Consider the following 21,503-nt stretch of genomic DNA (forward strand, 5'->3'; position numbering starts at 1 on the left):
CGTGGCGGCGTTGAAGCCGGTAATGGTCAGTGTGTTACCCAATGCCGTGGTGATGGATTGTGGGAAACCGGCCGCAACACCGCCCGTGACGACATTGATGCCGCCCACGCTCAGGGTCTGCACACCATCCAGCGCGGTGATGGTGAAGGTGCCGCTTTGGGTCAGCGCTGGAGCGTCCGGGCTGGTGCCGTCGCTGAGGTTTTTCTCCTGAAGGTTCAGCTCACCGCCTTCGGTGTCCAAGCCTTCGATGATCACCGGGTCGTCGTTGTTGTGTACCTGCAACACCAGGTTGGCGGTGCTGGTGTCGCCATCGGCGTCGGTCAGGGTGTAGGTGAAGGTTTCAGTGCCACTTCCGCCGCCGTGCAACGCCACGAATTGCGGGTCGCTGGTGTTGAGGGTGTAGGTGTACGTGCCGTTGGGGTTCAGCACCAGGGTGCCGTAGGTGCCGGTGAACGTGCCGCCAATGATCGGCCCGCTGTCAGGACCGGTGGGGATGCGGTCGGCGCCTTGGTGATCGTTGGGCAAGACGTTGCCGGTGAGCGTGACAAGACTTTCCGATGCGGTGCTGGCGTGGCTGTCGTCAATCGCCTGGGGTACGTCGTCGGTGATGTTGACGTCCAGGGTCCCCGTAGCTGTATCGCCATCGCTGTCGACGGCCACGACGGGGAACTGCTCGCTGATGGTATTGGTCCCACCACCGGCTGGATGGCTTTCATTGTCCGTCAGGGTATAGCTGTAGCTGACCACACCGGTCGCGGGGTTGTAACCGGTGATGGTCAACGTGTTGCCCAGCGCCGAGGTGATGGATTGGGGAAAACCTGCGGGCACGCCACCGGTGATCACGGCGATTCCACCGATACTCAGGCTGCTCAGCCCATCGGGCGCGGAAATGGTGAAACTGCCGCTTTGCACCAGCGCGCCGGGATTGCTGGCGGAACCGTCAGACAGGTTCGCCTCATTGGCGGTCAATTCACCGCCATCCACGGACAAGCCATCAAGGGTAACCGGGTTGTCCGGGGTTTCAGGGTCTACCGGTGGCACGATTGCATCGTCGCCGCCGTCATCCGGATCACCGGCCAGACGCAGGTCGGGAAACTCGGGTATCCCGTTGAACCCGGCGGTGGGAAAACCGATCTGCGGATCGACCTCCCCGCCGACCTCCTCCAGCAACACAAAACTGTGCCCGCCACCCACGCCCCCCGGATTACCGCCCTCGGCGCCTGCAGCCGTCGCCTCGCCGGTCTGGGTCGGGTCAGCGCCGGCGGCGATGGCTTGTTGCAGTTTTTGCACATCGGTCAGTTGCGCATCACTGGGTGTGGTGGCCTCAGGCGTATCGCTAGCAGAGGCCTGGTTGGCGAGCAATTGCGGGCTCAGCGTCAGGTCACTTCCGCGGCCCAGGGTCAACTCCTTGCCGTTTTGCAACTGCACAGCCACCGCCCCTTCGGCCCCGGTGATCAGGTGCTCGCCGGCATAGAGCCGATCACCTTCAACCAGAGGTCGCCGCAGACCGCCGACGGCTTCTGCGAAAACCTGTCCTACCACCTTGCTGACGGTACCGATGAGCGCTGCCATGTGCATTCCTCCGTTGCCAACCGCAGTCGGCACCTGTCTGGGTGAAGAATTGGTGCTCGGGTTGGCAGCCAGGGAATCTGGAAAATCTGCCAGCTTTCGGGGACGTAAAAGGCGCTAGCTATTCGCCACAATGACAAAAAACCGTCACTTAAAATCGCCTTTCAAGTCGTCCTTTTCGGCACCTCTTCACATCGCTTCAAAATGATTATGGAACTTTATTGACGCCCAAAATCCGTCAGGACCCGCAGATTCAAAGGCTTTCGCTTTGAACAATGTGCCGCTTTTTTCCAAGCACATAAGTTTTTTTTGGCATAAGTCTTATGAGAAATTCTTCTTAGGTTTTGCGCAGGATGTTCTTAGCTGTGTTGTTACAAGCTTGAAACGGTTTTGATCTTAAATACGTCAATATTTTGGCGACAGCGAAGCACAACAGACCTTAGGAGATGCACCCCATGCGCGTTCTTTCCCCCCTCTGCAGCGCGGTTTTGCTGGCCATGGCCTGCTCTTCTTCAGCGCAGGCCATGTCGTTGACCGAAGCGATCCAGAGCACCATTGCTACTCACCCGGAACTGGCGCAACGGGTCGATAGCCGTCTGTCGGCCAATGAAGACGTCAAGGTCGCCAGAGGGGGGTTCTTCCCATCGGTGGACTTGAATGCCGGCTACGGGCGCGGCTACAGCGACAACACCAACACCCGGGCGCTGGGCAATCACCACACCAATATCCTGACTTACACCCAGTCGGAGCTGCGCCTGCGGCAGATGCTGTTTGACGGGTTCAACACTGCCAATGAAGTGGAACGCACCAAAGGCGTGGTCAATTCCCGCGCCTACTACGCCCAAGGCACCGCCCAGGACCTGGCGCTGCGCACCATCGAGGTTTACCTGGAAGTGCTCAAGCGTCGCGAGCTGGTGACCCTGGCCAAGAACAACCTGCAAGCTCACCTGCGCGTCAACGACCAGATCGGCCTGCGCACCGAGCGTGGCGTGGGCAGCACCGCCGACTCCGATCAGTCCAATGCTCGCCGGGCCCTGGCGGAAAACAACTACGACACCGCCCAGGTCGACCTGGCCGACGCCGAGGCTAACTTCTACAGCGTGGTCGGACGCATGCCCGATGAGCTGGAAACACCGCCCTCGACCAAAGGCGAGATGCCCGCTGACCTGCGCGAAGCCCAGCAAAGCATGGTGGACAACAACCCGTACCTGAAATCGGCCCAGGCCGACGTGCAGTCCGCCGAAAGCCAGTATGAAGTGGCCAAGTCGCCGTTCTATCCGCGGTTCGACGCCGAGGCGGCGGTGGGCGCCAATAACAACCTCGGCGGCGAAGAAGGCCACGACAACAACTGGCGGGTCGGCGTGGTGATGAACTACAACCTGTTCCGCGGCGGCAGCGACAAGGCGCGGTTGGCGTCCAATGCCCACCAGATCAACCAGGCCATGGACATCCGCAACAACGCCCTGCGCCAGCTCAACGAAGACACCCGCCTGGCCTGGAACGCGATGCTCAACGCCCGCAAGCAGACCCCCACCGCCCGGGAATACGCCGAAACCACTTCCCGTGTACGCGCCGCCTATCAGGATCAGTTCGGTCTCGGCCAGCGGACCCTGCTCGATGTGCTCGACAGCGAAAACGAGCTGTACAACGCCAACCGTCGCTACACCGAAGTGCGCTACACCGAGGAATACTCGATGTATCGGGTATTGGCGAACATGGGCCAGCTGTTGAGCAAACAGCGGGTGGTGCTGCCGGCCGACGCGGTCGCTCAAACAGAAGTCAAAAACGAAGCGCGGCTGCCAGAACTGAAGTAGCCCCCCAAAAAAATGGGAGCGATCAATGTGACCAGCATGGAACCCGCAACCCTCAGCACCGATCCGCGGCTGAATGTCGATGATCCCTTGCTTGACGGTCTGTTGATCCTCTGCAAACTCCATGGCGCGACAGTCAGCCGCGCCAGCCTTGGCGCCGGGCTTCCAATGGCGCACCAACGTCTGAGCCTGGACCTGCTGCCGCGCGCAGCGGCCCGGGCCAATTTGCAGGCGCGCTTGCTGCGCCGAGAGCTGGCCGATATTTCGCCACTCAACCTGCCGGTGATGCTGATTCTGGCCGGTGGTCGTTGCGCCGTGTTGCGGCGCTGGAGTGAGGACGGCCAGGCGCTGATCCTGCCCAGCGAAGCCGATGGCGGCGAGCAGTGGGTCAGCCGCGACGAACTGAGCGCCGTCTACAGCGGCCAGGCGTTGTTCGCCCGGCCGCGCCATGAACTCGAAGACCTGCGTGCACCCTTGGTTCCACGGGTCGAGGCCTGGTTTCGTGACACCTTGAAACTGTCGCGCTGGCTGTATAGCGACGCGATCCTGGCAAGTTTGCTGATCAACCTGCTGGGGCTGATGGTGCCGCTGTTCGTCATGCAGACCTACGACCGCGTGGTGCCAAACCAAGCCACATCGACGTTGTGGGTGCTGGCCGTGGGGCTGTTGATCGGCACGGGTTTCGAACTGGTTTTGCGCGTGGTGCGCGCCCATCTGCTGGACACCGCCGGCAAGAAAACCGACGTGATCCTCTCCGCGACCCTGTTCGAACGCATCACCGGCATGGCGATGAAGGCCAAACCGGTGACCATCGGCGGGTTCGCCCAAAGCATCCATGACTTCCAGGGTCTGCGCGAATTCCTGACCGCTGTCACCCTCACCAGCCTGATCGACCTGCCCTTCGCCGTGCTGATGCTGGTGGTGATCGGGTTGCTGGGTGGCTGGCTGGTGGTGATTCCGGTGGTGGCTTTTCCGCTCACCATTATTTTCGCCATGATCATCCAGGCACGCCTGCGTGACACCGTGCAAAAAAGCCTGGCCCTGGGCGCCCAGCGCCAGGCATTGCTGATTGAAACCCTCGGCGGCCTGGAAACCCTCAAGGCTTGCAGCGCCGAAAGCGAGCGCCAGCATCAATGGGAAAGCACCCACGGCGCCCTCACCCGCCTGGACAGCCACGCCCGCAGCCTCTCGGCGCTGGCCACCAACGGCACGCTGTTTTTGCAACAACTGGCCGGCATGGCGACCATCGTCGCCGGGGTCTACAGCATCATCGCCGGTAACCTCAGCGTCGGCGCGCTGGTGGCGACCTACATGCTCGGCAGCCGGGTGCTGGCGCCGCTGGGGCAGATCGCCGGGCTGATCACCCGCTACCAGCAGGCCCAACTGACCATGCGCAGCACCGATGCGCTGATGGCGCTGCCTCAGGAGCGCGATGCCAAACAACGGCCGCTGGATCGCACCCAATTGCAGGGCGCGCTGGACGTCAGCGGCGTGACCTTCCATTACAACGGCCAGAACGCCCCGGCGCTGGCGAATGTGAGTTTCAGCCTCAAGCCCGGCGAACGGGTCGGGATCATCGGTCGCAGTGGCTCGGGCAAGAGCACCCTGGCGCGCCTGGTGATGGGGTTTTATGAGCCCCAGGAAGGCCAGTTGCTGCTCGATGGGCTCGACCTTCGGCAACTGGACGTGGCGGACCTGCGCCAGCAGATCGGCTATGTCGCCCATGACCTGCCGCTGCTGGCCGGCAGCCTGCGGGACAACCTCACCCTCGGCGCCCGCTACATCAGCGATGCACGCATGCTGGAAGTGGCGGAACTGACCGGCGTCACCGAACTGGCCCGCCAGCATCCCCAGGGCTTTGACCGCCCGGTAGGCGAGCGCGGGCAGTTGCTCTCCGGTGGGCAACGCCAGGCCGTGCTACTGGCCCGAGCCCTATTGCTCGACCCGCCGATCCTGCTGCTGGACGAACCCACCAGCGCCATGGACAACAGCAGCGAAGACGTGTTGCGGCAAAAGCTTCACACCCATGTGCAGGGCAAGACGGTGCTGCTGGTGACCCACCGCACGTCGATGCTGAGTCTGGTGGATCGGCTGGTGGTGCTGGACAACGGCCGGATTGTGGCCGATGGGCCGAAGGAAGCGGTGATCGATGCACTGCGTAAAGGACGGGTGGGGTCTGCGGCGGTGTAACAGCCCACACAGTCCCCTCACCACAAAAGCCGCACCGACCTTAGCTCTTTTAACTGACGGGTATCGCCCATGTCTGCTCAAACACCCGATTCAGCGGCCCGAAGCTACTTCGGCAGTTTCAGCAAAAGCGCCGAAAGCGAGTTCATGCCGGAAACCGCCGGTGCCGCGTTGCAGGATTCACCCCGTCGCTCGCGGGTCACGGTGTGGCTGGCGGCCGGACTGATCATCACCGCGTTGGTGTGGGCCAAACTGGCAGTCTTGCAGGAAGTCACCACCGGAGAAGGCAAGGCCATTCCTTCGAGCAAGATTCAGGTGATCCAGAACCTGGAGGGCGGCATCGTCACCGAGATTTTCGTGCGCGAAGGGCAGATGGTGAACAAGGGCGACACCCTGCTGCGCCTGGACGACACACGGTTTCTGTCGAACAAGGGCGAAAGCGAGGCCGACCGTTATGCCCTGACCGCCCAGGTCGAACGCTTGTCGGCCGAAGCCGAAGGCCGGCCTTTCGAACTGTCCGCTGAAGTCATCAGTAAGGCCCCGCAAGTGGCCGAGGACGAACGCTCGCTGTATGAACAACGACAGCGGCGCCTGGCCAGCGAACAGCGGACGCTGTCCGAACAACTGCGCCAGAAAACCCAGGAGCTGGCGGAGTTTCGCTCCAAGCAGGGCCAGTTCAGTTCCAGCCTGGCCTTGCTGCAAGAAGAGATGAACATGTCGGCACCACTGGTGCGCACCGGGGCGGTGTCGCCGGTGGAAATCCTGCGGCTCAAACGCAGCGCGGTGGAAATCCGTGGTTCGCTCAACGCCACCACCCTGGCGATTCCTCGGGCCGAATCGGCGATCAACGAGATCAAGAGCAAGATCGACGAATCGGAACAATCCTTCCGCTCCGAAGCGGCCAAGGAACTCAATGAGAAACGCACGGAGTTGTCAAAAATCACCGCTTCGAGCATTGCCATCGACGACCGCGTGACCCGCACCACCGTGGTCTCGCCGGTACATGGGGTGATCAAGCAGCTAAAGGTCAACACCATCGGCGGCGTAGTGCAGCCGGGCAGCGACATGGCAGAAATCGTGCCGCTGGAAGACAACCTGCTGATCGAAGCCAAGGTCCGCCCCCAGGACGTGGCCTTCCTGCATCCGGGCCAGAAAGCCATGGTCAAGTTCAGTGCCTATGACTACACGATCTACGGCGGGATGAGCGCCAGGCTCGAACTGATCGGCGCCGACACCATCACCGATGACAAGGGCAACAGCTTCTACCTGATCCAGGTGCGCACAGATAAAAATCACTTGGGCGGCGATGCCAAACCGTTGTTGATCATTCCTGGGATGGTGGCGACGGTGGACATTATTACCGGGGAGAAAAGTGTCCTGGATTACCTGCTCAAGCCGGTGTTGAAGGCGCGGACTGAGGCGATGCGTGAGCGGTAGGCCTTGAGCTGAGACTTTGGTTGATTGTGCTGCCGCTATCGCGAGCAGGCTCGCTCCCACATTGGATCTGTGGTGTTAGCAGATTTTTTGCATGCACTGGAGATCAACTGTGGGAGCGAGCCTGCTCGCGATGAGGCCAGCAAAGGCACCACTCATTTCTCGGCATGATTACGCCGAAAAACCTCCTCCCCCATCGCCGCAATCTGCCCCTCGATCAACGCCTCGAACGGCCTCAGCAACGGCTCAAAACGGGCCGGTGCCTCAAGGGTTTGCAGCGCCTGGACAACCGCCTCCACCGTCGACAACGCCCCTGGCCCTGGCGCCTTGCGCAAGCGGTATCGAGACACACTGCCCGCGGCCAGTGTCACCCTCGGCAGCGCCGCCAACAGAGGGTTGAGGTGCAGCAACTTGCGCGCCTTGCGCCAGGTGCCGTCCGGGACGACCAGTAGCAGCGGATCCTCAGACAGAGCATAAGCATGCATGGGCTGCGCCTCTTCGCCGGGAAACAAAAGCCGCGCCTGATAACCCGGTTGATTGAGCAGCCCAGGCAAATCCTCGAACACCTCGCCCACGATCAACTCGGCATTATTGAGCCCCAACGCCGCCAGCCGCGCGGTGTTCAGGGCATGGTTCACCTCGCTGGGATGCTGCAACAACAGCACCCGAGTGCGGCTGTCGAGGCTGGGGATCAGCGGGCACAAACAATGGCTTTGCGGCCTGTGGCAGCGCGGACAATGAATTCTGGACATGACGGCACCTCAGGCCTGGTTGAGCTGCGCCTTGAGCAGATCGCGAAAAGTCTGGATCAGCGGCTCACGGCTGCGGCCACGGCGTACGATCATCGAAAACGGTGCCTGATAACCAAAAGTGGCCGGCAACAACACGCGCAAATCGCCCTTGTCCACCCAGGCCTGGGCATGGTGTTCGGGCAGATAGCCGACGTAGGCACCGGACAATACCAGGATCAACTGCGCCTCCATGCTCTCCACCGTCGCCGCGCTGTGCTTGAAACCGTGGCGGGCCAGTTCGGCCTGGCTCCAGTAACCGCGCCCGACCATGCGTTGCTGGGTGATGAGTTGCTCAGGGATACGCCGCTCGTTGAACAGGGGGTGACGGTTGCTGCAATACAACCAGTGCTGCTCACGGTACAGCGGCATGTAGACCAGGCCGCTCATGCGCGTGGAAAACGCGCCGATGGCCAGGTCCAGGCGGTTGTCCTGCACGCCCAGTTGCAGTTCGTACGGGCTCATGACCGACAGGTGCAGGTGGACTGCCGGATGCTCCTGGCTGTAGGCGCCGATGGCTTCGGCGAACGGCAGGGCTTTGTCGCTGACGGTGGAATCGATCACCCCCAGGTTCAGCGTGCCGCGCAACTCACCCTTCAGCGCGGCGGCGTATTGCTCGAACCCTTCAAGCTCGCCCAAAAGACGCAGGGTCTCCTGGTGGAACAACTCGCCCTTGCTGGTCAGGCTGAACCCACCCCGCCCACGATGACACAACACCAGGCCCAGGGCCGATTCGAGCTGGCTCATGTAGGTGCTGATGGCCGACGTGGAAAGGTTGAGCTCGTGCTGGGCATTGGCGAATCCCTGGTGCCGCACGACGCTGACGAAAATGCGCAACAGTTTCAGGTCGGGTAGAGCGTTGGCCATGGAGAACTCCAGATTACACGATGCATAGAACTTGCCGTGCCCTTGTGGCGAGGGAGCTTGCTCCCGCTCGACGGCGCAGCCGTCGCAAAACCTGTCGACGCGATTTAACTGATGCGCCGAGGTGAATGATTTTGGGGCTGCTTCGCAACCCAGCGGGAGCAAGCTCCCTCGCCACAGGGGACATCATGTCTCCCAGGACTGCGCTGAAGCGGAGTCTATCGCCCCATCCCGCATTAGTTTAGAAAAATCTGAACTAAGTATTTGCCCCCAGCGATTCTTCCACTCCCAGGCTTTTCGCAGAATCGACCCCTGATAAATAAAACAACGATGAGGCCCTACCCGTGGACAAGATTCTTCACCAACCACTGGGCGGCAACGAAATGCCGCGCTTCGGCGGCATCGCCACCATGATGCGACTCCCCCATTTACAAACCGCTGCCGGCCTGGACGCTGCTTTCGTCGGCGTGCCGCTGGACATCGGCACCTCCCTGCGCGCCGGCACCCGTTTCGGGCCCCGCGAGATCCGCGCTGAATCGGTAATGATCCGTCCCTACAACATGGCCACCGGTGCCGCGCCGTTCGACTCGCTGTCGGTGGCCGATATCGGTGATGTGCCGATCAACACCTTCAACCTGCTGGACGCCGTGCGGATCATCGAAGAGTCGTACCACAAGATTCTGGAACACAACGTCATTCCCCTGACCCTGGGCGGCGATCACACCATCACCCTGCCGATCCTGCGGGCGATCCACAAGAAACACGGCAAGGTCGGCCTGGTGCACATCGACGCCCATGCCGATGTGAACGATCACATGTTCGGGGAGAAAATCGCCCACGGCACCACCTTCCGCCGCGCGGTGGAAGAAGGCCTGCTCGATTGCGACCGCGTGGTGCAGATCGGCCTGCGGGCCCAGGGCTACACCGCCGATGACTTCAACTGGAGCCGCAACCAGGGTTTCCGCGTAGTCCAGGCCGAAGAGTGCTGGCACAAATCCCTCGCCCCGCTGATGGCCGAAGTCCGCGAGAAGGTCGGCGGCGGCCCGGTGTACCTGAGCTTCGATATCGACGGCATCGACCCGGCCTGGGCCCCTGGCACCGGCACCCCGGAAATCGGTGGTCTGACCACCATCCAGGCCATCGAAATCGTGCGTGGCTGCCAGGGCCTGGACCTGGTCGGTTGCGATCTGGTAGAAGTCTCGCCGCCTTACGACACCACCGGCAACACCTCGCTGCTGGGCGCCAACCTGCTGTACGAGATGCTCTGCGTACTGCCCGGTGTGGTCCATCGCTGAGGCGCGGTCATGAACGATCAGGCTCAAGTGCTCAAGGCCGCCGCTGAACTGGTGTCGGCCTTCGCCCGCAATGACCGTGACGCCTACTTCGGCGCCTTCACACCCGACGCGAGTTTCGTGTTCTACACCCTCGAACAACCTCTGCTGTCTCGCGATGCCTACCAGGCGTTGTGGGACCGCTGGCGGTCCGAGGATGGCTTCGAGGTGCTGTCGTGTACCTCGAGCAACGCCTTCGTCAGCCTGCAAGGGGACGTGGCGATTTTCATCCATGACGTGGCCACCGAGTTGCGCATGCAAGGGGAGCGACACTTTAGCCAGGAGCGCGAAACCATTCTGTTCCGCAAGCAGGAAGGACGCACACAAGAACAACAGGGCCTATGGCTGGCCTGCCATGAACATTTGTCCGCTATGCCGGAAGGGCTGCCACCCCCTTAGCCAAACAGACGACGCTCGCACACGATGGGCGCGCCTTTATGATCGGAGCAGATCATGCATAACAATAACGACAAAAGCCTTACGCAAATCGAAACCAACGGGGTCGAACAGATCCCGGACCATGAGCGAACCGCTGGCCCGACGGATCTGTTTCGACTGATCTTCGGCGGCGCCAACACCTTCGCCACCGCCGTGCTCGGCAGTTTCCCGGTGCTGTTCGGCCTCTCGTTCCAGGCCGGGGTCTGGGCGATTGTGCTGGGGGTGGTGCTCGGTTCGATCATCCTCGCGCCCATGGGCCTGTTCGGCCCGCTCAACGGCACCAACAACGCGGTGTCCTCCGGGGCGCATTTCGGCGTACACGGGCGGATCGTCGGCTCGTTCCTGTCGCTGCTGACGGCCATCGCGTTCTTCTCCCTGTCGGTGTGGAGTTCGGGAGATGCGTTGATCGGTGGCGCCAAGCGCTTGATCGGCGTACCGGAAACCGACTTGAGCCTGGGCCTGGCCTACGGCCTGTTCGCCTTGCTGGTATTGACGGTGTGCATCTACGGCTTTCGTTTCATGTTGTGGGTCAACCGCATCGCCGTGTGGGCCGCCAGCCTGCTGTTTCTGCTGGGCATCGCCGCCTTCGCGCCGGCCTTCGACAGCCAGTTCGCCGGCACCGTCGGCCTAGGCCAGCCGGGCTTCTGGGCGGCGTTCATCGGCGCGGCACTGGTCGCCATGAGCAACCCGATTTCCTTCGGCGCGTTCCTCGGTGACTGGTCGCGTTACATCCCGCGCAACACGCCCAAGCGACGCATCATGCTGGCGGTGATCGCCGCTCAACTGGCGACGCTGATCCCGTTCCTGTTCGGCCTTGCCACGGCCACCATCGTGGCGATCAAGGCACCGGACTACATCGCAGCCAATAACTATGTGGGCGGCCTGCTGGCGGTTTCGCCGGGCTGGTTCTTCCTGCCGGTGTGCCTGATCGCGGTGATCGGCGGCATGTCCACCGGCACCACGTCGCTGTATGGCACCGGGCTGGACATGTCCAGCGTGTTCCCACGAGTTCTGTCGCGGGTCAAGGCCACGCTGCTGATCGGCGTGCTGTCGATTGCCTTCATCTTCATCGGGCGCTTCGCCGCGAACCTGGTGCAGAGCGTATCGACCTTCGCCGTGCTGATCATCACCTGCACCACGCCATGGATGGTGATCATGATCATCGGCCTGCTGGTGCGCCGCGGCTTCTACTGCCCGGATGATCTGCAAGTGTTCACCCGTGGCGAAACCGGCGGGCGCTACTGGTTCAGCCACGGCTGGAACTGGCGCGGCCTGGGGGCCTGGATTCCCAGCGCGCTGGTGGGGCTGTGCTTCGTCAACCTGCCTGGGCAGTTCGTCGGACCGCTGGGCGAACTGGCCGGTGGCATCGACATCGGCCTGCCGGTGACCCTGGGCCTGGCCTCGGTGATTTACCTGGTGCTGCTTGGGTTGTTTCCGGAGCCGGCGGCGGTGTATGGGCCGGATGATCCGCGTAGCAAGGGTTCTTCGGTGCCAATCGAGAAACCCTCCCTCAGACAGACCGCCTGACCTGAGCAAACGAAATACCCGTGGCGAGGGAGCTTGCTCCCGCTCGACTGCGCAGCAGTCGCCATCAGGGGCAGCTTCGCAGCCCAGCGGGAGCAAGCTCCCTCGCCACAAAAGCGCGTTCACACAGAGGTTGCAGTGCCAGGGCACGGTACCAACCGACTTCACTATAAAAAAGACAATCGGAGACACGCCATCATGGCTTTGGATTTAATCGTCGTTCTCATCTATGCCACCGGCATGATTGCCCTGGGTTGGTACGGCATGCGCCGTGCCAAGACTCGTGACGACTACCTGGTCGCCGGGCGCAACCTCGGCCCGGGCTTTTACCTGGGTACCATGGCCGCCACCGTTCTGGGCGGCGCCTCCACCATCGGCACCGTGCGGCTGGGCTACGTCCATGGGATTTCCGGTTTCTGGCTGTGCGGCGCCATCGGCCTGGGCATCGTCGGCCTGAGCCTGTTCCTCGCCAAACCGTTGCTCAAACTCAAGATCTACACCGTGACCCAAGTGCTGGAGCGCCGCTACAACCCCGCCGCACGCCACGCCAGTGCACTGATCATGCTGGTCTATGCGTTGATGATCGGCGCCACCTCGACCATCGCCATCGGCACGGTGATGCAGGTGTTGTTCGGCCTGCCGTTCTGGGTGTCGATCCTGGTGGGCGGCGGCGTCGTCGTACTGTATTCCACCATCGGCGGCATGTGGTCGCTGACTCTCACCGACATCGTGCAATTCTTGATCATGACCGTCGGCCTGGTGTTCCTGCTGATGCCGATGTCCATCAGCGATGCGGGCGGCTGGGACGCGATGGTGGCGGCCTTGCCGGCCAGCTACTTCGATTTCACCGCGATTGGCTGGGACACCATCCTCACCTACTTCCTGATCTACTTCTTCGGCATCTTCATTGGCCAGGACATCTGGCAGCGGGTGTTCACCGCCCGTAGCGAAGGCGTGGCGAAAGTGGCCGGTACCGCCGCAGGCCTGTACTGCGTGCTGTATGGCCTGGCCGGGGCCTTGATCGGCATGGCCGCCAAGGTATTGCTGCCGGACCTGGAAAACGTCAACAACGCCTTTGCCAGCGTCGTCCAGACCAGCCTGCCCAACGGCATTCGCGGGTTGGTCATTGCCGCCGCCCTGGCGGCCTTGATGTCCACCGCCGCGGCCGGCCTGCTGGCAGCCTCCACCACTGTGGTCCAGGACCTGCTGCCGCGTCTGCGCCAGGGTCGTGAAAGCGGCAATGGTGACGTTCATGAAAACCGCATCGCGACCCTGCTGCTGGGCGTGGTGGTGTTGGGCATCGCCTTGGTGGTGAGCGATGTGATCAGTGCCCTGACCCTGGCCTACAACCTGTTGGTGGGCGGCATGCTGATTCCGCTGATCGGCGCCATCTACTGGAAACGCGCAACCACGGCCGGCGCGATCACCAGCATGTCGCTGGGCTTTTTGACCGCGCTGTTCTTCATGATCAAGGACGGCCTGGACGCCAATACGCCGATCTACTACAGCCTGAGCGTGGCGCTGGTGAGTTTCGTGGTGGTGAGTCTATTGTCACCACGGTCGAAAATGATGGCCAAGGCGGTCTGAAAGCAGTTTTTCTTCGAGGGTGTGGCGTCGATTGCCACACCTTTTTTTTTTTGCTTTTTTACCGAAGCAGCCAGCCCAAACACTGTCCCCGTGGCGAGGGAGCTTGCTCCCGCTGGTGCGCGAAGCGCGCCCAAAGCCAGACACCTCGGGTGTGCCAGATAAGTTGAGCGCCCTGTTTTGGGGCTGCTGCGCAGCCCAGCGGGAGCAAGCTCCCTCGCCACAGGTTTAGCTACAAAACAAAAAAAGATCGCAGTCTCAGGCTGTTTCAACTGAAACAGCCTGAGACTGCGATCTCTCCGATATTCGCGGTGTCTTTACCGACGGCGCGGCTGGCGGCGGCGCTGCTCGTCATCGGTGCGGATAGGGATCGGTTGCATGGGCGGCTCGATCAGGCCGAGCGCGACACCCAAGTCATGAAGCCAGTTCTGGATTTTCTCTTTCATCGTGGTGCCCCCTTCAGGGTGGTACGAGCGGCAAAATTCTGTGGCCCCTTCGCACTGATAATAGTCCGAAGTCCTACGCAATGCTCGTCACACATTGCAATGATCTGTTACTGAATTGATCCAAATCCACCTCCCGGAGTTCAAGCTGATCGCGTCGTCATCACGGGCGCCCGCGGCCAGGCCTGTTGCTGCAGTTCAATCCAGGCGGTGAGATTGGCCCCCACCATCCCTTTGCGCCACATCAGCCAGGTCGTGGCACTGGCAAACGGCTCGGCCAACGGATGCATCCTCACACGCTCGCGGCCCGGCAGGCTGGCGAGCATCGACTCGGACATCAGCGCCACCCCGGAGCCGGCAATCACACAGGCCAGCATCCCCTGATAAGACTCAATCTCCATCGCCCGGCCCATGGCCGCATGGTCATGGGCAAACCAGGCTTCCAGACGCATGCGGTAGGAACAGCCCTGGCGAAAGGTGAATACCGAGCGGCCCTGCACATCCAGCGCACTGCGCACTGGCGGGTGGTCGGCCTCGGTGATCAGCACCAGCCGCTCGTCGCACAACGGCACCCCGTCCAACCCCGCCAGCTCCAGCGGGCCGTCCACCAGCGCCGCGTCAAGGCGCCCGGTGAGCAAGCCTTCGAGCAGTTCACCGCTGGGCGCCGACTGCACCTGCAAGTTCACCGCCGGGTACGTGCGGTGATAACCGGCCAGCAGGTCCGGCAAATGAATCGCCGCCGTGCTGTACATCGTACCCAACACAAAATCCCCGGCCGGTTGCCCGCCCTGCACGGCAGCATGGGCTTCGTCGTGCAGAGCAAAAAGCTTGATCGCATAGTCCAGCAGGACTTTTCCCGCCGGCGATAGCTGCAAACGCTGACGCTCGCGCAGGAAAAGATCCACGCCCAGTTGCTCCTCAAGCTGCTTGAGCCGGGTCGAGAGGTTCGACGGCACCCGATGCAACCGCTCGGCGGCGCGGGTAATGGAGCCTTCCTCGGCCACGGCCTGGAAAATCCGCAATTGGCTGAACTCCACGACATTCTCCAAAAATGAACAAGTTACTCACTATTATTCATTTTTAATGAAAGTCAATCAGTCCTAGCCTGACGGTCATTCGCCTCAACGCTGGAGACCCGCCATGTCACCTCTGATTCGCCTGCTCGGCAGTTTCATCGCCCTGATGATGGCCATGGGTATTGGCCGCTTCGCCTTAACACCGCAGTTACCTCATTTAATCGGCGAAGGTCAGATCGACTTGACCGCCGCCGGTCTGATTGCCGCGGCCAACTACCTGGGTTACTTCCTCGGCGCGCTGGACGCCATGTTCGCCCGCCGTCCGGAACAGGTGCGCCGGCGTTTGATCGGGGGGCTGTGGCTGTGCGTGCTGCTGACCCTGGCTTCGTTCTGGGCCTGGGGCTTCTGGCCACACTTGGTGCTGCGCTTTGGTACCGGAGTGGCAAGCGCCTGGGTGTTGGTGATGATCACCGCCCTGAGCCAACCCTTGGCTGCGGCGGCGGGACGGCCACGGCTCGGCGCCCTGGTGTTTGCCGGCCCAGGGTTGGGGATTTTTCTGACCGGTTTGCTCGCCTTGGGCTCGAACCTGCTCGGCCAGACCTCCGCGACCCTGTGGCTGGTGTATGCCGGCGTGGCATTGGCGATGCTGCTGGTGATTCTGCCCATTCTGCCGCAACCCGCCGCAGCCGCGACCGCTACAGCGCCAGTCAGCGCCTCGCCGAACCGTGGCATCGCTCGACTTGGCGTGGTGTATGCCCTGTACGGCTTGGGCTACATCATTCCCGCCACCTTCCTGTCGCAGATGGCCTCGGCGCAGTTCCACGGGCAATGGCAAGCAGACCTGTTCTGGCCCTGCTTCGGTCTGGCCGCCGCCACTGGCGTGTTGCTGGTCAGCTTGCGTCGTCCCAACCCGAACACCACCGGTCGCTGGCTGATCGGTACACTCTGGCTGCAAGCCGCCGGAGTATTCGCTTGCCTGCTGGGCAGCGGGCCGGGGCTGGCGCTGGGCGTAATCCTGTGTGGAGCACCATTCCTGGCCTGCATGCAACTGGTAATGCTGCGTTCCCGGGAACTGGCACCCCACGCCACCCAGCGCAACGCGGGCCTGTTGACCGCCTGCTTTGCCTTGGGCCAGCTCAGCGGGCCATTGCTGGCGGCGTTGAGCAGCCACTTCAGCGGTGGCTTGCAACCGGCGCTGATCATTGCCGGCAGTGGCCTGCTGCTGGCCGGCGGGCTGTTACTGCGGCCCGCCAGCCGGGGTACGGTGAGCCCTTGCGCCCAGACCGCCCTGCGTTAATCAGGCCTGGCCGAGCGATGGGCTCAGGTGCACGGTTGAGTCACGCCGTGCCAAGGCGAAATACAACACCCCGCCCAGGAAGCAACCGGTGAACCAGGCGAAATTGGCCATCGGTTGCAACATCGGCGTGAAGGTAATCGCCACGCCCATCAACGTCGCCGGCACCAGCGCCTTGACCGCCGTCCAGTTGATGCCGCCGCTGTAGTAATAGCGCCCGCTGGGCCCGTCATTGAACAGCGCGTCGACGTCGATCTGCTGCTTTTTGATCAGGTAGTAATCCACCAGCAAGATTCCGAACAGCGGACCGATGAAGGCTGCCAGCACGTCCAGGGTGTAGTGGATCACTTCGGGGTTGTTGAACAGGTTCCACGGCGTGATGAATATCGATGCAATCGCAGCAATCATGCCGCCGGCACGCCAGCTGATCTTGCTGGGGGCGACGTTGGCGAAGTCGAACGCCGGGGAAACAAAATTGGCGACAATATTGATGCCGATGGTGGCAGTCACAAAGGCAAAGGCGCCCAGCAACACCGCCACGTCGTTGTCAATACGCGCCACGGTGGCGATCGGGTCATGGAGCATTTCGCCGAACACCGGCAACGTCCCGGAAACAATCACCACGGTCACCAGGGAGAATGCCAGGAAATTCACCGGCAGCCCCCAGAAATTGCCACGGCGCACGTCCGACATGCTCCGGCAGTAGCGACTGAAATCACCAAAATTGAGGGTCGGGCCGGAGAAGTACGACACCACCAACGCCGTCGCGACGATCACCTGACCGAACGCTTGCCAGCCGGACAAGGACTTCTCCGCCAGAGTGAAATTGATGTTGCTCCAGCCGGCTTTCCATACGATCCAACCCGCCAACAGGAACATCACGGCGTACACCACCGGTCCGGCCCAGTCGATAAAGCGACGGATCGACTCCATACCGGCCCAGAACACCAGCGCTTGGACGAACCACAAGCTGAGGAAACCGAACCAGCCCAAGTAGGACAAACCGGCAAATTGCGGCGTGGCATAGACTTCCATGGAAGGAAAAAACCGCAGCACCACAATGATCAGTGCACTGGAAGCCAGGTACGTTTGAATGCCGTACCACGCCACAGCGATCAAACCGCGGATCACCGCAGGAATATTCGCCCCGAATACCCCAAACGCCAGGCGACAGATCACCGGATACGGCACCGCCGCTTGCTGGCTCGGCTTGGCAACCAGGTTGGCGATCAACTGCACGATGCAGATGCCGCAGAGCAACGCAATCAACACCTGCCAACTCGCCAGCCCCAACGCGAACAGGCTGGCAGCGAACACATAACCGCCGACACTGTGCACATCACTCATCCAAAACGCGAAAATGTTGTACCAGTTCCATTTCTGCGGCAGCGGACCCAGGTCTTCGTTATAGAGACGAGGGCTGTAGCCGTTGGGCAGTTGCTCGGACATTGCGAGGCTCCTTTTGAGGACCGCCGTGCCCCCGTATCAACCTGCTCACCATACTGCGCACGGGAGCCGGCATGGTTTGTATACGGGTTGCTACGCAGAATGCGTGCCAGAGGTGGGGAATATGAGACAAACTGCGGTGTGTGGCGGGGACTAAAGCCGGGCAGGAGCAGGCACGCGCCCACGAACAGGGCGCGGGTGCATGCTAAAGGTGCAGGGTTTTGTATACAGAGGAGAGCCGAACACCGCTCCTGTGGCCAGGAGATTTTGAGGAACGGCGCACCGCTGTGGGAGCAAGGCTTGCTCGCGAAACAGGCGCCTCGGTATCAGAAAGACCGCATCGTCTCCATCGCGAGCAAGCCTTGTTCCCACAGCGGCCTCCCCTGGCCACATGAATCCTTATTTGCCGTGGCTCGACTGAAGATCAGCTCAACTCAATCCGATCAGCATGAATGACAATTTGCCCATTCTTGTAGAGCGCACCAATGGCTTTCTTGAAGTTGCCCTTGCTGACACCAAACAGGCTGCTGATCAGCACCGGGTCGCTCTTGTCGCTGACCGGCAGCGTGCCGTTGTTTTCGCGCAACTTGGCGAGGATCTTGGCATTGAGGCTGGTCGCCGCTTCCTGACCCACGGGTTGCAAACTCAAGCTGATCTTGCCGTCCGGGCGGATTTCCTTGATGAAACCTTTTTCCTGCTTGCCGGCGCGCATGAACTTGAAGATTTCGTTCTTGTGAATCAGGCCCCAGTGCTTGTTATTGATGATCGCCTTGAAGCCCATGTCGGTGGCTTCGGCGACCAGCAAATCGACTTCCTGCCCCGGCGTGTAGTTGGCCGGGGTCTTGTCCAGATAACGGTCCAGACGCGCCGTGGCGGTGATGCGGCGGGTGTGCTTGTCGAGGTAGACGTGCACCACGCAATATTCGCCGGCGGTCATCTGGCGCTTTTCTTCGGAATACGGCAGCAGCAAGTCCTTGGGCAGGCCCCAGTCCAGGAATACACCGATGCTGTTGACTTCAACCACTTTCAGGCTGGCAAACTCACCGACCTGAACCTTGGGTTTTTCCGTGGTAGCGATCAGTTTGTCGTCGCTGTCCAGATAAATAAAAACATTGAGCCAGTCTTCATCTTCGCTGGGAATATCCTTGGGGATATAACGATTGGGCAGCAGAATTTCGCCGTCCGCACCGCCGTCCAGATATAAACCGAAGTGAGTGTGTTTAACCACTTGCAAACTGTTGTAACGCCCGACTAAAGCCATTTCCAATACCCTCATTGCGTGGGCGGCATTCTACCCGGTTTTGCGGCGTGATTCGTGGCCTCTGGCGCGGGCGGCCGGAAGGGCCTTGTGCAGCCGTTGATTTCCCTGGGTTTTCCTCGCGTATGCGGCCATTCGTCAGGCGGACAACGGCCCTCCAGGCCGTTTCGGCCAGCCGTTTTTAAGTTATACAGTCCAAAGGGTTGCTATTTAAAACAGTGGCTTAGGGCAATAATGACGGCATAAACCGCCCCTTATTCCAGCGCCCGGCGTGATAATTGAGGGAGTATATTTGCCAAGCAATTGTCAAGTATTTCCTGTACGATGCCTGGCCCAATTAATTATTTACAGGTTAATGGCCGTCATGCGCGTAAAAGCATCCAACAGCAAAGCAAAGCCCGCTCCAGCCGTGGAAACCAGCGAGTCTATCAACGACCAGATCGCTGCATTCCTCAAGTCCGGCGGTGAAATCCAGCAAATTGCCAAGGGCGTCAGCGGCCAGACATTCGGCCCGTCCAAGCAGATCAGCCTGGGCAAAAAGTAACCCGCGCGTCACCTGGTCCCAAAGCGCTTTGAGCTTCGAAGCGCTTGGACTGGAACCTCCCCGCTTACCCTCATCCTGCAAAAATCGACGAACGGCCCTCGCTGCCGAGCATTCGCCGGTATGCTTGCACCTCTCTAGCTCAAGTGTTTCAGCTTGATGACCGATCCTGCTCCTCGCTATCCATGGAGTGAAGCATGCGCATTCCCATTGTCTCCCTGACGCTCAGCCTGCTGGCGTGCCCCTTCGCCCATGGGCAGGTGTTTCAGCGCGAGCTCGGCGACTTCGACCTCAAACTCGGCACCACGCCCAGCCGCAGCATGGCCCAGGGCCTGGTCACGCCGTCGAGCACCGGCTCGTTTCATGGCGGCCTGGACCTGAGCCACGACAGCGGCTGGTACGTGGGCCAGTGGTCGCCCAGCGTTGGCCTGAGCCCATCGAGCAATCTTGAAGTCGATTCCTACATGGGCTTCAAACAGCCCTTCGACCAGACCCTGGGTTACGAAATCGGCCTGATCCACTACAGCTACCCCACCCTCGACACGCTCGACAGCCAGGAATTCTTTGGCGGCCTGACCGTGCTGGGCAGCCGGTTCGGCGCGGCCTTCAGCAACGACCCGGATAAACAGAACAGCACCTTGTTTGCCGACCTGGGCGGCAACGTGCCGTTTGGCATTGGTGTCAGCGCCAAATACACCACCCACCAGTACAACTCACCCGTGTCGGTGGAGGACGGTTATGTAGGCAGTTTCAGTGACTGGTCGTTGAAAATTTCCCGCCCCTGGAGAGGCATCGACCTGGACCTGATCTACAGCGACTCAAGCCTGAGCGGCAGCAGTTGCTCGGCGTACTCCGGCCACAACAGCGAATGCGACGGCCTGCTGACCCTCAAGATGGCCCACCCTTTTTACTAAGCGTTACTTATTCGACCGGCTGAACTGCCGCGCACCTGCCATGCTCAAACAAGACAGTTACGCCTTCGCAACCCATGCCTTCGCAAGGACTCGCTCATGTCGCGCTGGTTCACCCGCATCGCCCTGCTCATGGCCCTGCTGCTCACCGTCACCGCCTGCAGCCGCGTGGGCCTGGCCTACCGCAACCTCGACCTGATCATCCCCTGGACGCTCAACGACTATCTGGACATCAATGGCGAGCAAAAGGACTGGTTCAACGACCGTCTCAATGAACACTTGAACTGGCATTGCACCACACAACTGCCCGGCTACCTTGACTGGCTGGACCGCTTGAAGAACATGGTGCAAACCAACCAGGTGACCGACCAGGCCCTGCAACAGCGTACCCGGGAAGCCAAGGCCGCCATCGCCGAAACCGCCCGGGAAATCACCCCGTCGGCCATCGAGTTATTACAGGGATTGAACGACGATCAGGTCGCGGACATGGACGCCGCGTTCGTCAAAGACCAACGCAAACGCCAGCAGCAATACCTCAAGCCGACGTTGCAGCAGCAAATCCAGGAGCGCAGCGAACGCATGGAGAAACGCCTGAACGACTGGCTCGGCCCGCTCAGCGAAACCCAGCGCCAACGCGTGCAGGCCTGGTCCCGCGCCTTGGGCGATCAAAACCAGCAATGGATCGCCAACCGCGCGCACTGGCAAAACCAGTTCAGCGAAGCTGTGGCCCAACGCCACAGCCCCGATTTCCCCAAGCGCATCGAGCAACTGCTGGTCGACCGCGAAAGCCTCTGGACCCCCGCCTACCGCCAGGCCTTCGACAAAACCGAAGCCCAGGCCCGCAGCCTGCTGGTGGACGTGATGGCCGACAGCACCCCGACGCAACGCGAACACTTGCTGAGGAAGATCGACCGGGTGAAAAAGGATTTCAGTGATTTGAAGTGCCTGAAGGCAGCACGCTCATAACACCACTGAGATGCATGTGGGAGATCGAATGTGGGAGCGAGCTTGCTCGCGATAGCGGCAGAACAGGCAACAGACCTGTTGATGTCAGACCGCTATCG

Annotated in this window: 18 protein-coding genes; 11 read left to right on the forward strand and 7 right to left on the reverse strand. The window is 61.2% G+C overall.

Annotated elements, in window-relative coordinates:
• A partial coding sequence (locus PSEUDOMOFG3G_RS19025; protein ID WP_139050855.1) for a retention module-containing protein occupies nt 1–1,572 on the reverse strand: 1,572 nt, incomplete at its 3' end.
• A gap of 452 nt (nt 1,573–2,024) precedes the next feature.
• Between PSEUDOMOFG3G_RS19025 and PSEUDOMOFG3G_RS19030 the strand changes: the two genes are divergently transcribed.
• The 3 genes from PSEUDOMOFG3G_RS19030 to PSEUDOMOFG3G_RS19040 all read left to right on the forward strand — a co-directional run bounded on the left by PSEUDOMOFG3G_RS19030 (nt 2,025) and on the right by PSEUDOMOFG3G_RS19040 (nt 7,004).
• The gene (locus tag PSEUDOMOFG3G_RS19030) at nt 2,025–3,383 is read left to right on the forward strand and encodes a TolC family outer membrane protein (RefSeq protein ID WP_047227895.1); all 1,359 of its coding nucleotides are present in this window, start codon (nt 2,025–2,027) and stop codon (nt 3,381–3,383) included.
• A 27-nt stretch (nt 3,384–3,410) separates the two neighbouring features.
• Nucleotides 3,411–5,570 carry a type I secretion system permease/ATPase gene (locus PSEUDOMOFG3G_RS19035; RefSeq protein ID WP_139050856.1) on the forward strand — a complete coding sequence of 720 codons (2,160 nt, stop codon included), beginning with the start codon at nt 3,411–3,413 and terminating at the stop codon, nt 5,568–5,570.
• A 69-nt stretch (nt 5,571–5,639) separates the two neighbouring features.
• On the forward strand, nt 5,640–7,004 hold the full coding sequence (locus tag PSEUDOMOFG3G_RS19040) for an HlyD family type I secretion periplasmic adaptor subunit (RefSeq protein ID WP_047227896.1): 1,365 nt from the start codon (nt 5,640–5,642) through the stop codon (nt 7,002–7,004).
• Between the two features lie 152 nt (nt 7,005–7,156).
• Here PSEUDOMOFG3G_RS19040 and PSEUDOMOFG3G_RS19045 read toward each other — a convergent pair whose 3' ends face one another.
• Together PSEUDOMOFG3G_RS19045 and PSEUDOMOFG3G_RS19050 are read right to left on the reverse strand one after the other, a co-directional pair.
• Nucleotides 7,157–7,753 (reverse strand): tRNA-uridine aminocarboxypropyltransferase, encoded by a 597-nt coding sequence (locus PSEUDOMOFG3G_RS19045; protein WP_139050857.1) that lies wholly within the window; start codon nt 7,751–7,753, stop codon nt 7,157–7,159.
• A 9-nt stretch (nt 7,754–7,762) separates the two neighbouring features.
• Nucleotides 7,763–8,656, reverse strand: a complete 894-nt coding sequence (locus tag PSEUDOMOFG3G_RS19050; RefSeq protein ID WP_139050858.1) for a LysR family transcriptional regulator — start codon at nt 8,654–8,656, stop codon at nt 7,763–7,765.
• 341 nt (nt 8,657–8,997) lie between these two features.
• Here PSEUDOMOFG3G_RS19050 and speB point away from each other — a divergent pair, with 341 nt between their 5' ends.
• The 4 genes from speB to PSEUDOMOFG3G_RS19070 all read left to right on the forward strand — a co-directional run bounded on the left by speB (nt 8,998) and on the right by PSEUDOMOFG3G_RS19070 (nt 13,533).
• Complete coding sequence (gene speB / locus PSEUDOMOFG3G_RS19055) at nt 8,998–9,948, forward strand: agmatinase (RefSeq protein ID WP_003198979.1); 951 nt, start codon at nt 8,998–9,000, stop codon at nt 9,946–9,948.
• A 9-nt stretch (nt 9,949–9,957) separates the two neighbouring features.
• On the forward strand, nt 9,958–10,383 hold the full coding sequence (locus PSEUDOMOFG3G_RS19060; RefSeq protein WP_076385888.1) for a nuclear transport factor 2 family protein: 426 nt from the start codon (nt 9,958–9,960) through the stop codon (nt 10,381–10,383).
• Between the two features lie 51 nt (nt 10,384–10,434).
• Nucleotides 10,435–11,949, forward strand: a complete 1,515-nt coding sequence (locus tag PSEUDOMOFG3G_RS19065; protein WP_171061410.1) for a cytosine permease — start codon at nt 10,435–10,437, stop codon at nt 11,947–11,949.
• A gap of 195 nt (nt 11,950–12,144) precedes the next feature.
• On the forward strand, nt 12,145–13,533 hold the full coding sequence (locus tag PSEUDOMOFG3G_RS19070; protein ID WP_076385892.1) for a sodium:solute symporter: 1,389 nt from the start codon (nt 12,145–12,147) through the stop codon (nt 13,531–13,533).
• A gap of 314 nt (nt 13,534–13,847) precedes the next feature.
• Here the strand turns inward: PSEUDOMOFG3G_RS19070 and PSEUDOMOFG3G_RS28135 are convergent, their stop codons facing one another.
• A complete protein-coding gene (locus PSEUDOMOFG3G_RS28135; protein WP_256222727.1) occupies nt 13,848–13,976 on the reverse strand; it encodes a PA1414 family protein in 129 nt (42 codons plus the stop codon).
• A 140-nt stretch (nt 13,977–14,116) separates the two neighbouring features.
• Nucleotides 14,117–15,010, reverse strand: a complete 894-nt coding sequence (locus PSEUDOMOFG3G_RS19075; RefSeq protein WP_139050859.1) for a LysR family transcriptional regulator — start codon at nt 15,008–15,010, stop codon at nt 14,117–14,119.
• Nucleotides 15,011–15,113: 103 nt separating this feature from the next.
• Between PSEUDOMOFG3G_RS19075 and PSEUDOMOFG3G_RS19080 the strand changes: the two genes are divergently transcribed.
• The gene (locus PSEUDOMOFG3G_RS19080; protein ID WP_139050860.1) at nt 15,114–16,286 is read left to right on the forward strand and encodes an MFS transporter; all 1,173 of its coding nucleotides are present in this window, start codon (nt 15,114–15,116) and stop codon (nt 16,284–16,286) included.
• Here PSEUDOMOFG3G_RS19080 and PSEUDOMOFG3G_RS19085 read toward each other — a convergent pair whose 3' ends face one another.
• Together PSEUDOMOFG3G_RS19085 and PSEUDOMOFG3G_RS19090 are read right to left on the reverse strand one after the other, a co-directional pair.
• A complete protein-coding gene (locus PSEUDOMOFG3G_RS19085; RefSeq protein ID WP_076385898.1) occupies nt 16,287–17,732 on the reverse strand; it encodes an NCS1 family nucleobase:cation symporter-1 in 1,446 nt (481 codons plus the stop codon). It lies immediately after the preceding gene.
• 421 nt (nt 17,733–18,153) lie between these two features.
• The gene (locus tag PSEUDOMOFG3G_RS19090; RefSeq protein WP_047227905.1) at nt 18,154–18,990 is read right to left on the reverse strand and encodes a S1 RNA-binding domain-containing protein; all 837 of its coding nucleotides are present in this window, start codon (nt 18,988–18,990) and stop codon (nt 18,154–18,156) included.
• Between the two features lie 352 nt (nt 18,991–19,342).
• Between PSEUDOMOFG3G_RS19090 and PSEUDOMOFG3G_RS19095 the strand changes: the two genes are divergently transcribed.
• From PSEUDOMOFG3G_RS19095 to PSEUDOMOFG3G_RS19105, 3 genes are all read left to right on the forward strand, one after another.
• Nucleotides 19,343–19,531 carry a hypothetical protein gene (locus PSEUDOMOFG3G_RS19095; RefSeq protein ID WP_018607615.1) on the forward strand — a complete coding sequence of 63 codons (189 nt, stop codon included), beginning with the start codon at nt 19,343–19,345 and terminating at the stop codon, nt 19,529–19,531.
• A gap of 194 nt (nt 19,532–19,725) precedes the next feature.
• Nucleotides 19,726–20,442, forward strand: a complete 717-nt coding sequence (locus PSEUDOMOFG3G_RS19100; protein ID WP_139050861.1) for a TorF family putative porin — start codon at nt 19,726–19,728, stop codon at nt 20,440–20,442.
• A 96-nt stretch (nt 20,443–20,538) separates the two neighbouring features.
• Nucleotides 20,539–21,405: a DUF6279 family lipoprotein gene (locus tag PSEUDOMOFG3G_RS19105; protein ID WP_076385902.1), complete on the forward strand. Its 867-nt coding sequence runs from the start codon at nt 20,539–20,541 to the stop codon at nt 21,403–21,405.
• Nucleotides 21,406–21,503 lie beyond the last annotated feature (98 nt).

This window comes from Pseudomonas sp. FG-3G (genome assembly GCF_901007645.1).
Taxonomy (GTDB): domain Bacteria; phylum Pseudomonadota; class Gammaproteobacteria; order Pseudomonadales; family Pseudomonadaceae; genus Aquipseudomonas; species Aquipseudomonas rhizophila.

Coding starts and splice junctions, on each gene's coding strand:
- PSEUDOMOFG3G_RS19030 (WP_047227895.1), top strand. CDS start 2,025: ATGCGCGTTCTTTCCCCCCTCTGCAGCGCGGTTTTGCTGGCCATGGCC.
- PSEUDOMOFG3G_RS19040 (WP_047227896.1), top strand. CDS start 5,640: ATGTCTGCTCAAACACCCGATTCAGCGGCCCGAAGCTACTTCGGCAGT.
- PSEUDOMOFG3G_RS19045 (WP_139050857.1), bottom strand. CDS start 7,753: ATGTCCAGAATTCATTGTCCGCGCTGCCACAGGCCGCAAAGCCATTGT.
- PSEUDOMOFG3G_RS19050 (WP_139050858.1), bottom strand. CDS start 8,656: ATGGCCAACGCTCTACCCGACCTGAAACTGTTGCGCATTTTCGTCAGC.
- PSEUDOMOFG3G_RS19060 (WP_076385888.1), top strand. CDS start 9,958: ATGAACGATCAGGCTCAAGTGCTCAAGGCCGCCGCTGAACTGGTGTCG.
- PSEUDOMOFG3G_RS19070 (WP_076385892.1), top strand. CDS start 12,145: ATGGCTTTGGATTTAATCGTCGTTCTCATCTATGCCACCGGCATGATT.
- PSEUDOMOFG3G_RS28135 (WP_256222727.1), bottom strand. CDS start 13,976: ATGAAAGAGAAAATCCAGAACTGGCTTCATGACTTGGGTGTCGCGCTC.
- PSEUDOMOFG3G_RS19080 (WP_139050860.1), top strand. CDS start 15,114: ATGTCACCTCTGATTCGCCTGCTCGGCAGTTTCATCGCCCTGATGATG.
- PSEUDOMOFG3G_RS19085 (WP_076385898.1), bottom strand. CDS start 17,732: ATGTCCGAGCAACTGCCCAACGGCTACAGCCCTCGTCTCTATAACGAA.
- PSEUDOMOFG3G_RS19090 (WP_047227905.1), bottom strand. CDS start 18,990: ATGGCTTTAGTCGGGCGTTACAACAGTTTGCAAGTGGTTAAACACACT.
- PSEUDOMOFG3G_RS19095 (WP_018607615.1), top strand. CDS start 19,343: ATGGCCGTCATGCGCGTAAAAGCATCCAACAGCAAAGCAAAGCCCGCT.
- PSEUDOMOFG3G_RS19100 (WP_139050861.1), top strand. CDS start 19,726: ATGCGCATTCCCATTGTCTCCCTGACGCTCAGCCTGCTGGCGTGCCCC.
- PSEUDOMOFG3G_RS19105 (WP_076385902.1), top strand. CDS start 20,539: ATGTCGCGCTGGTTCACCCGCATCGCCCTGCTCATGGCCCTGCTGCTC.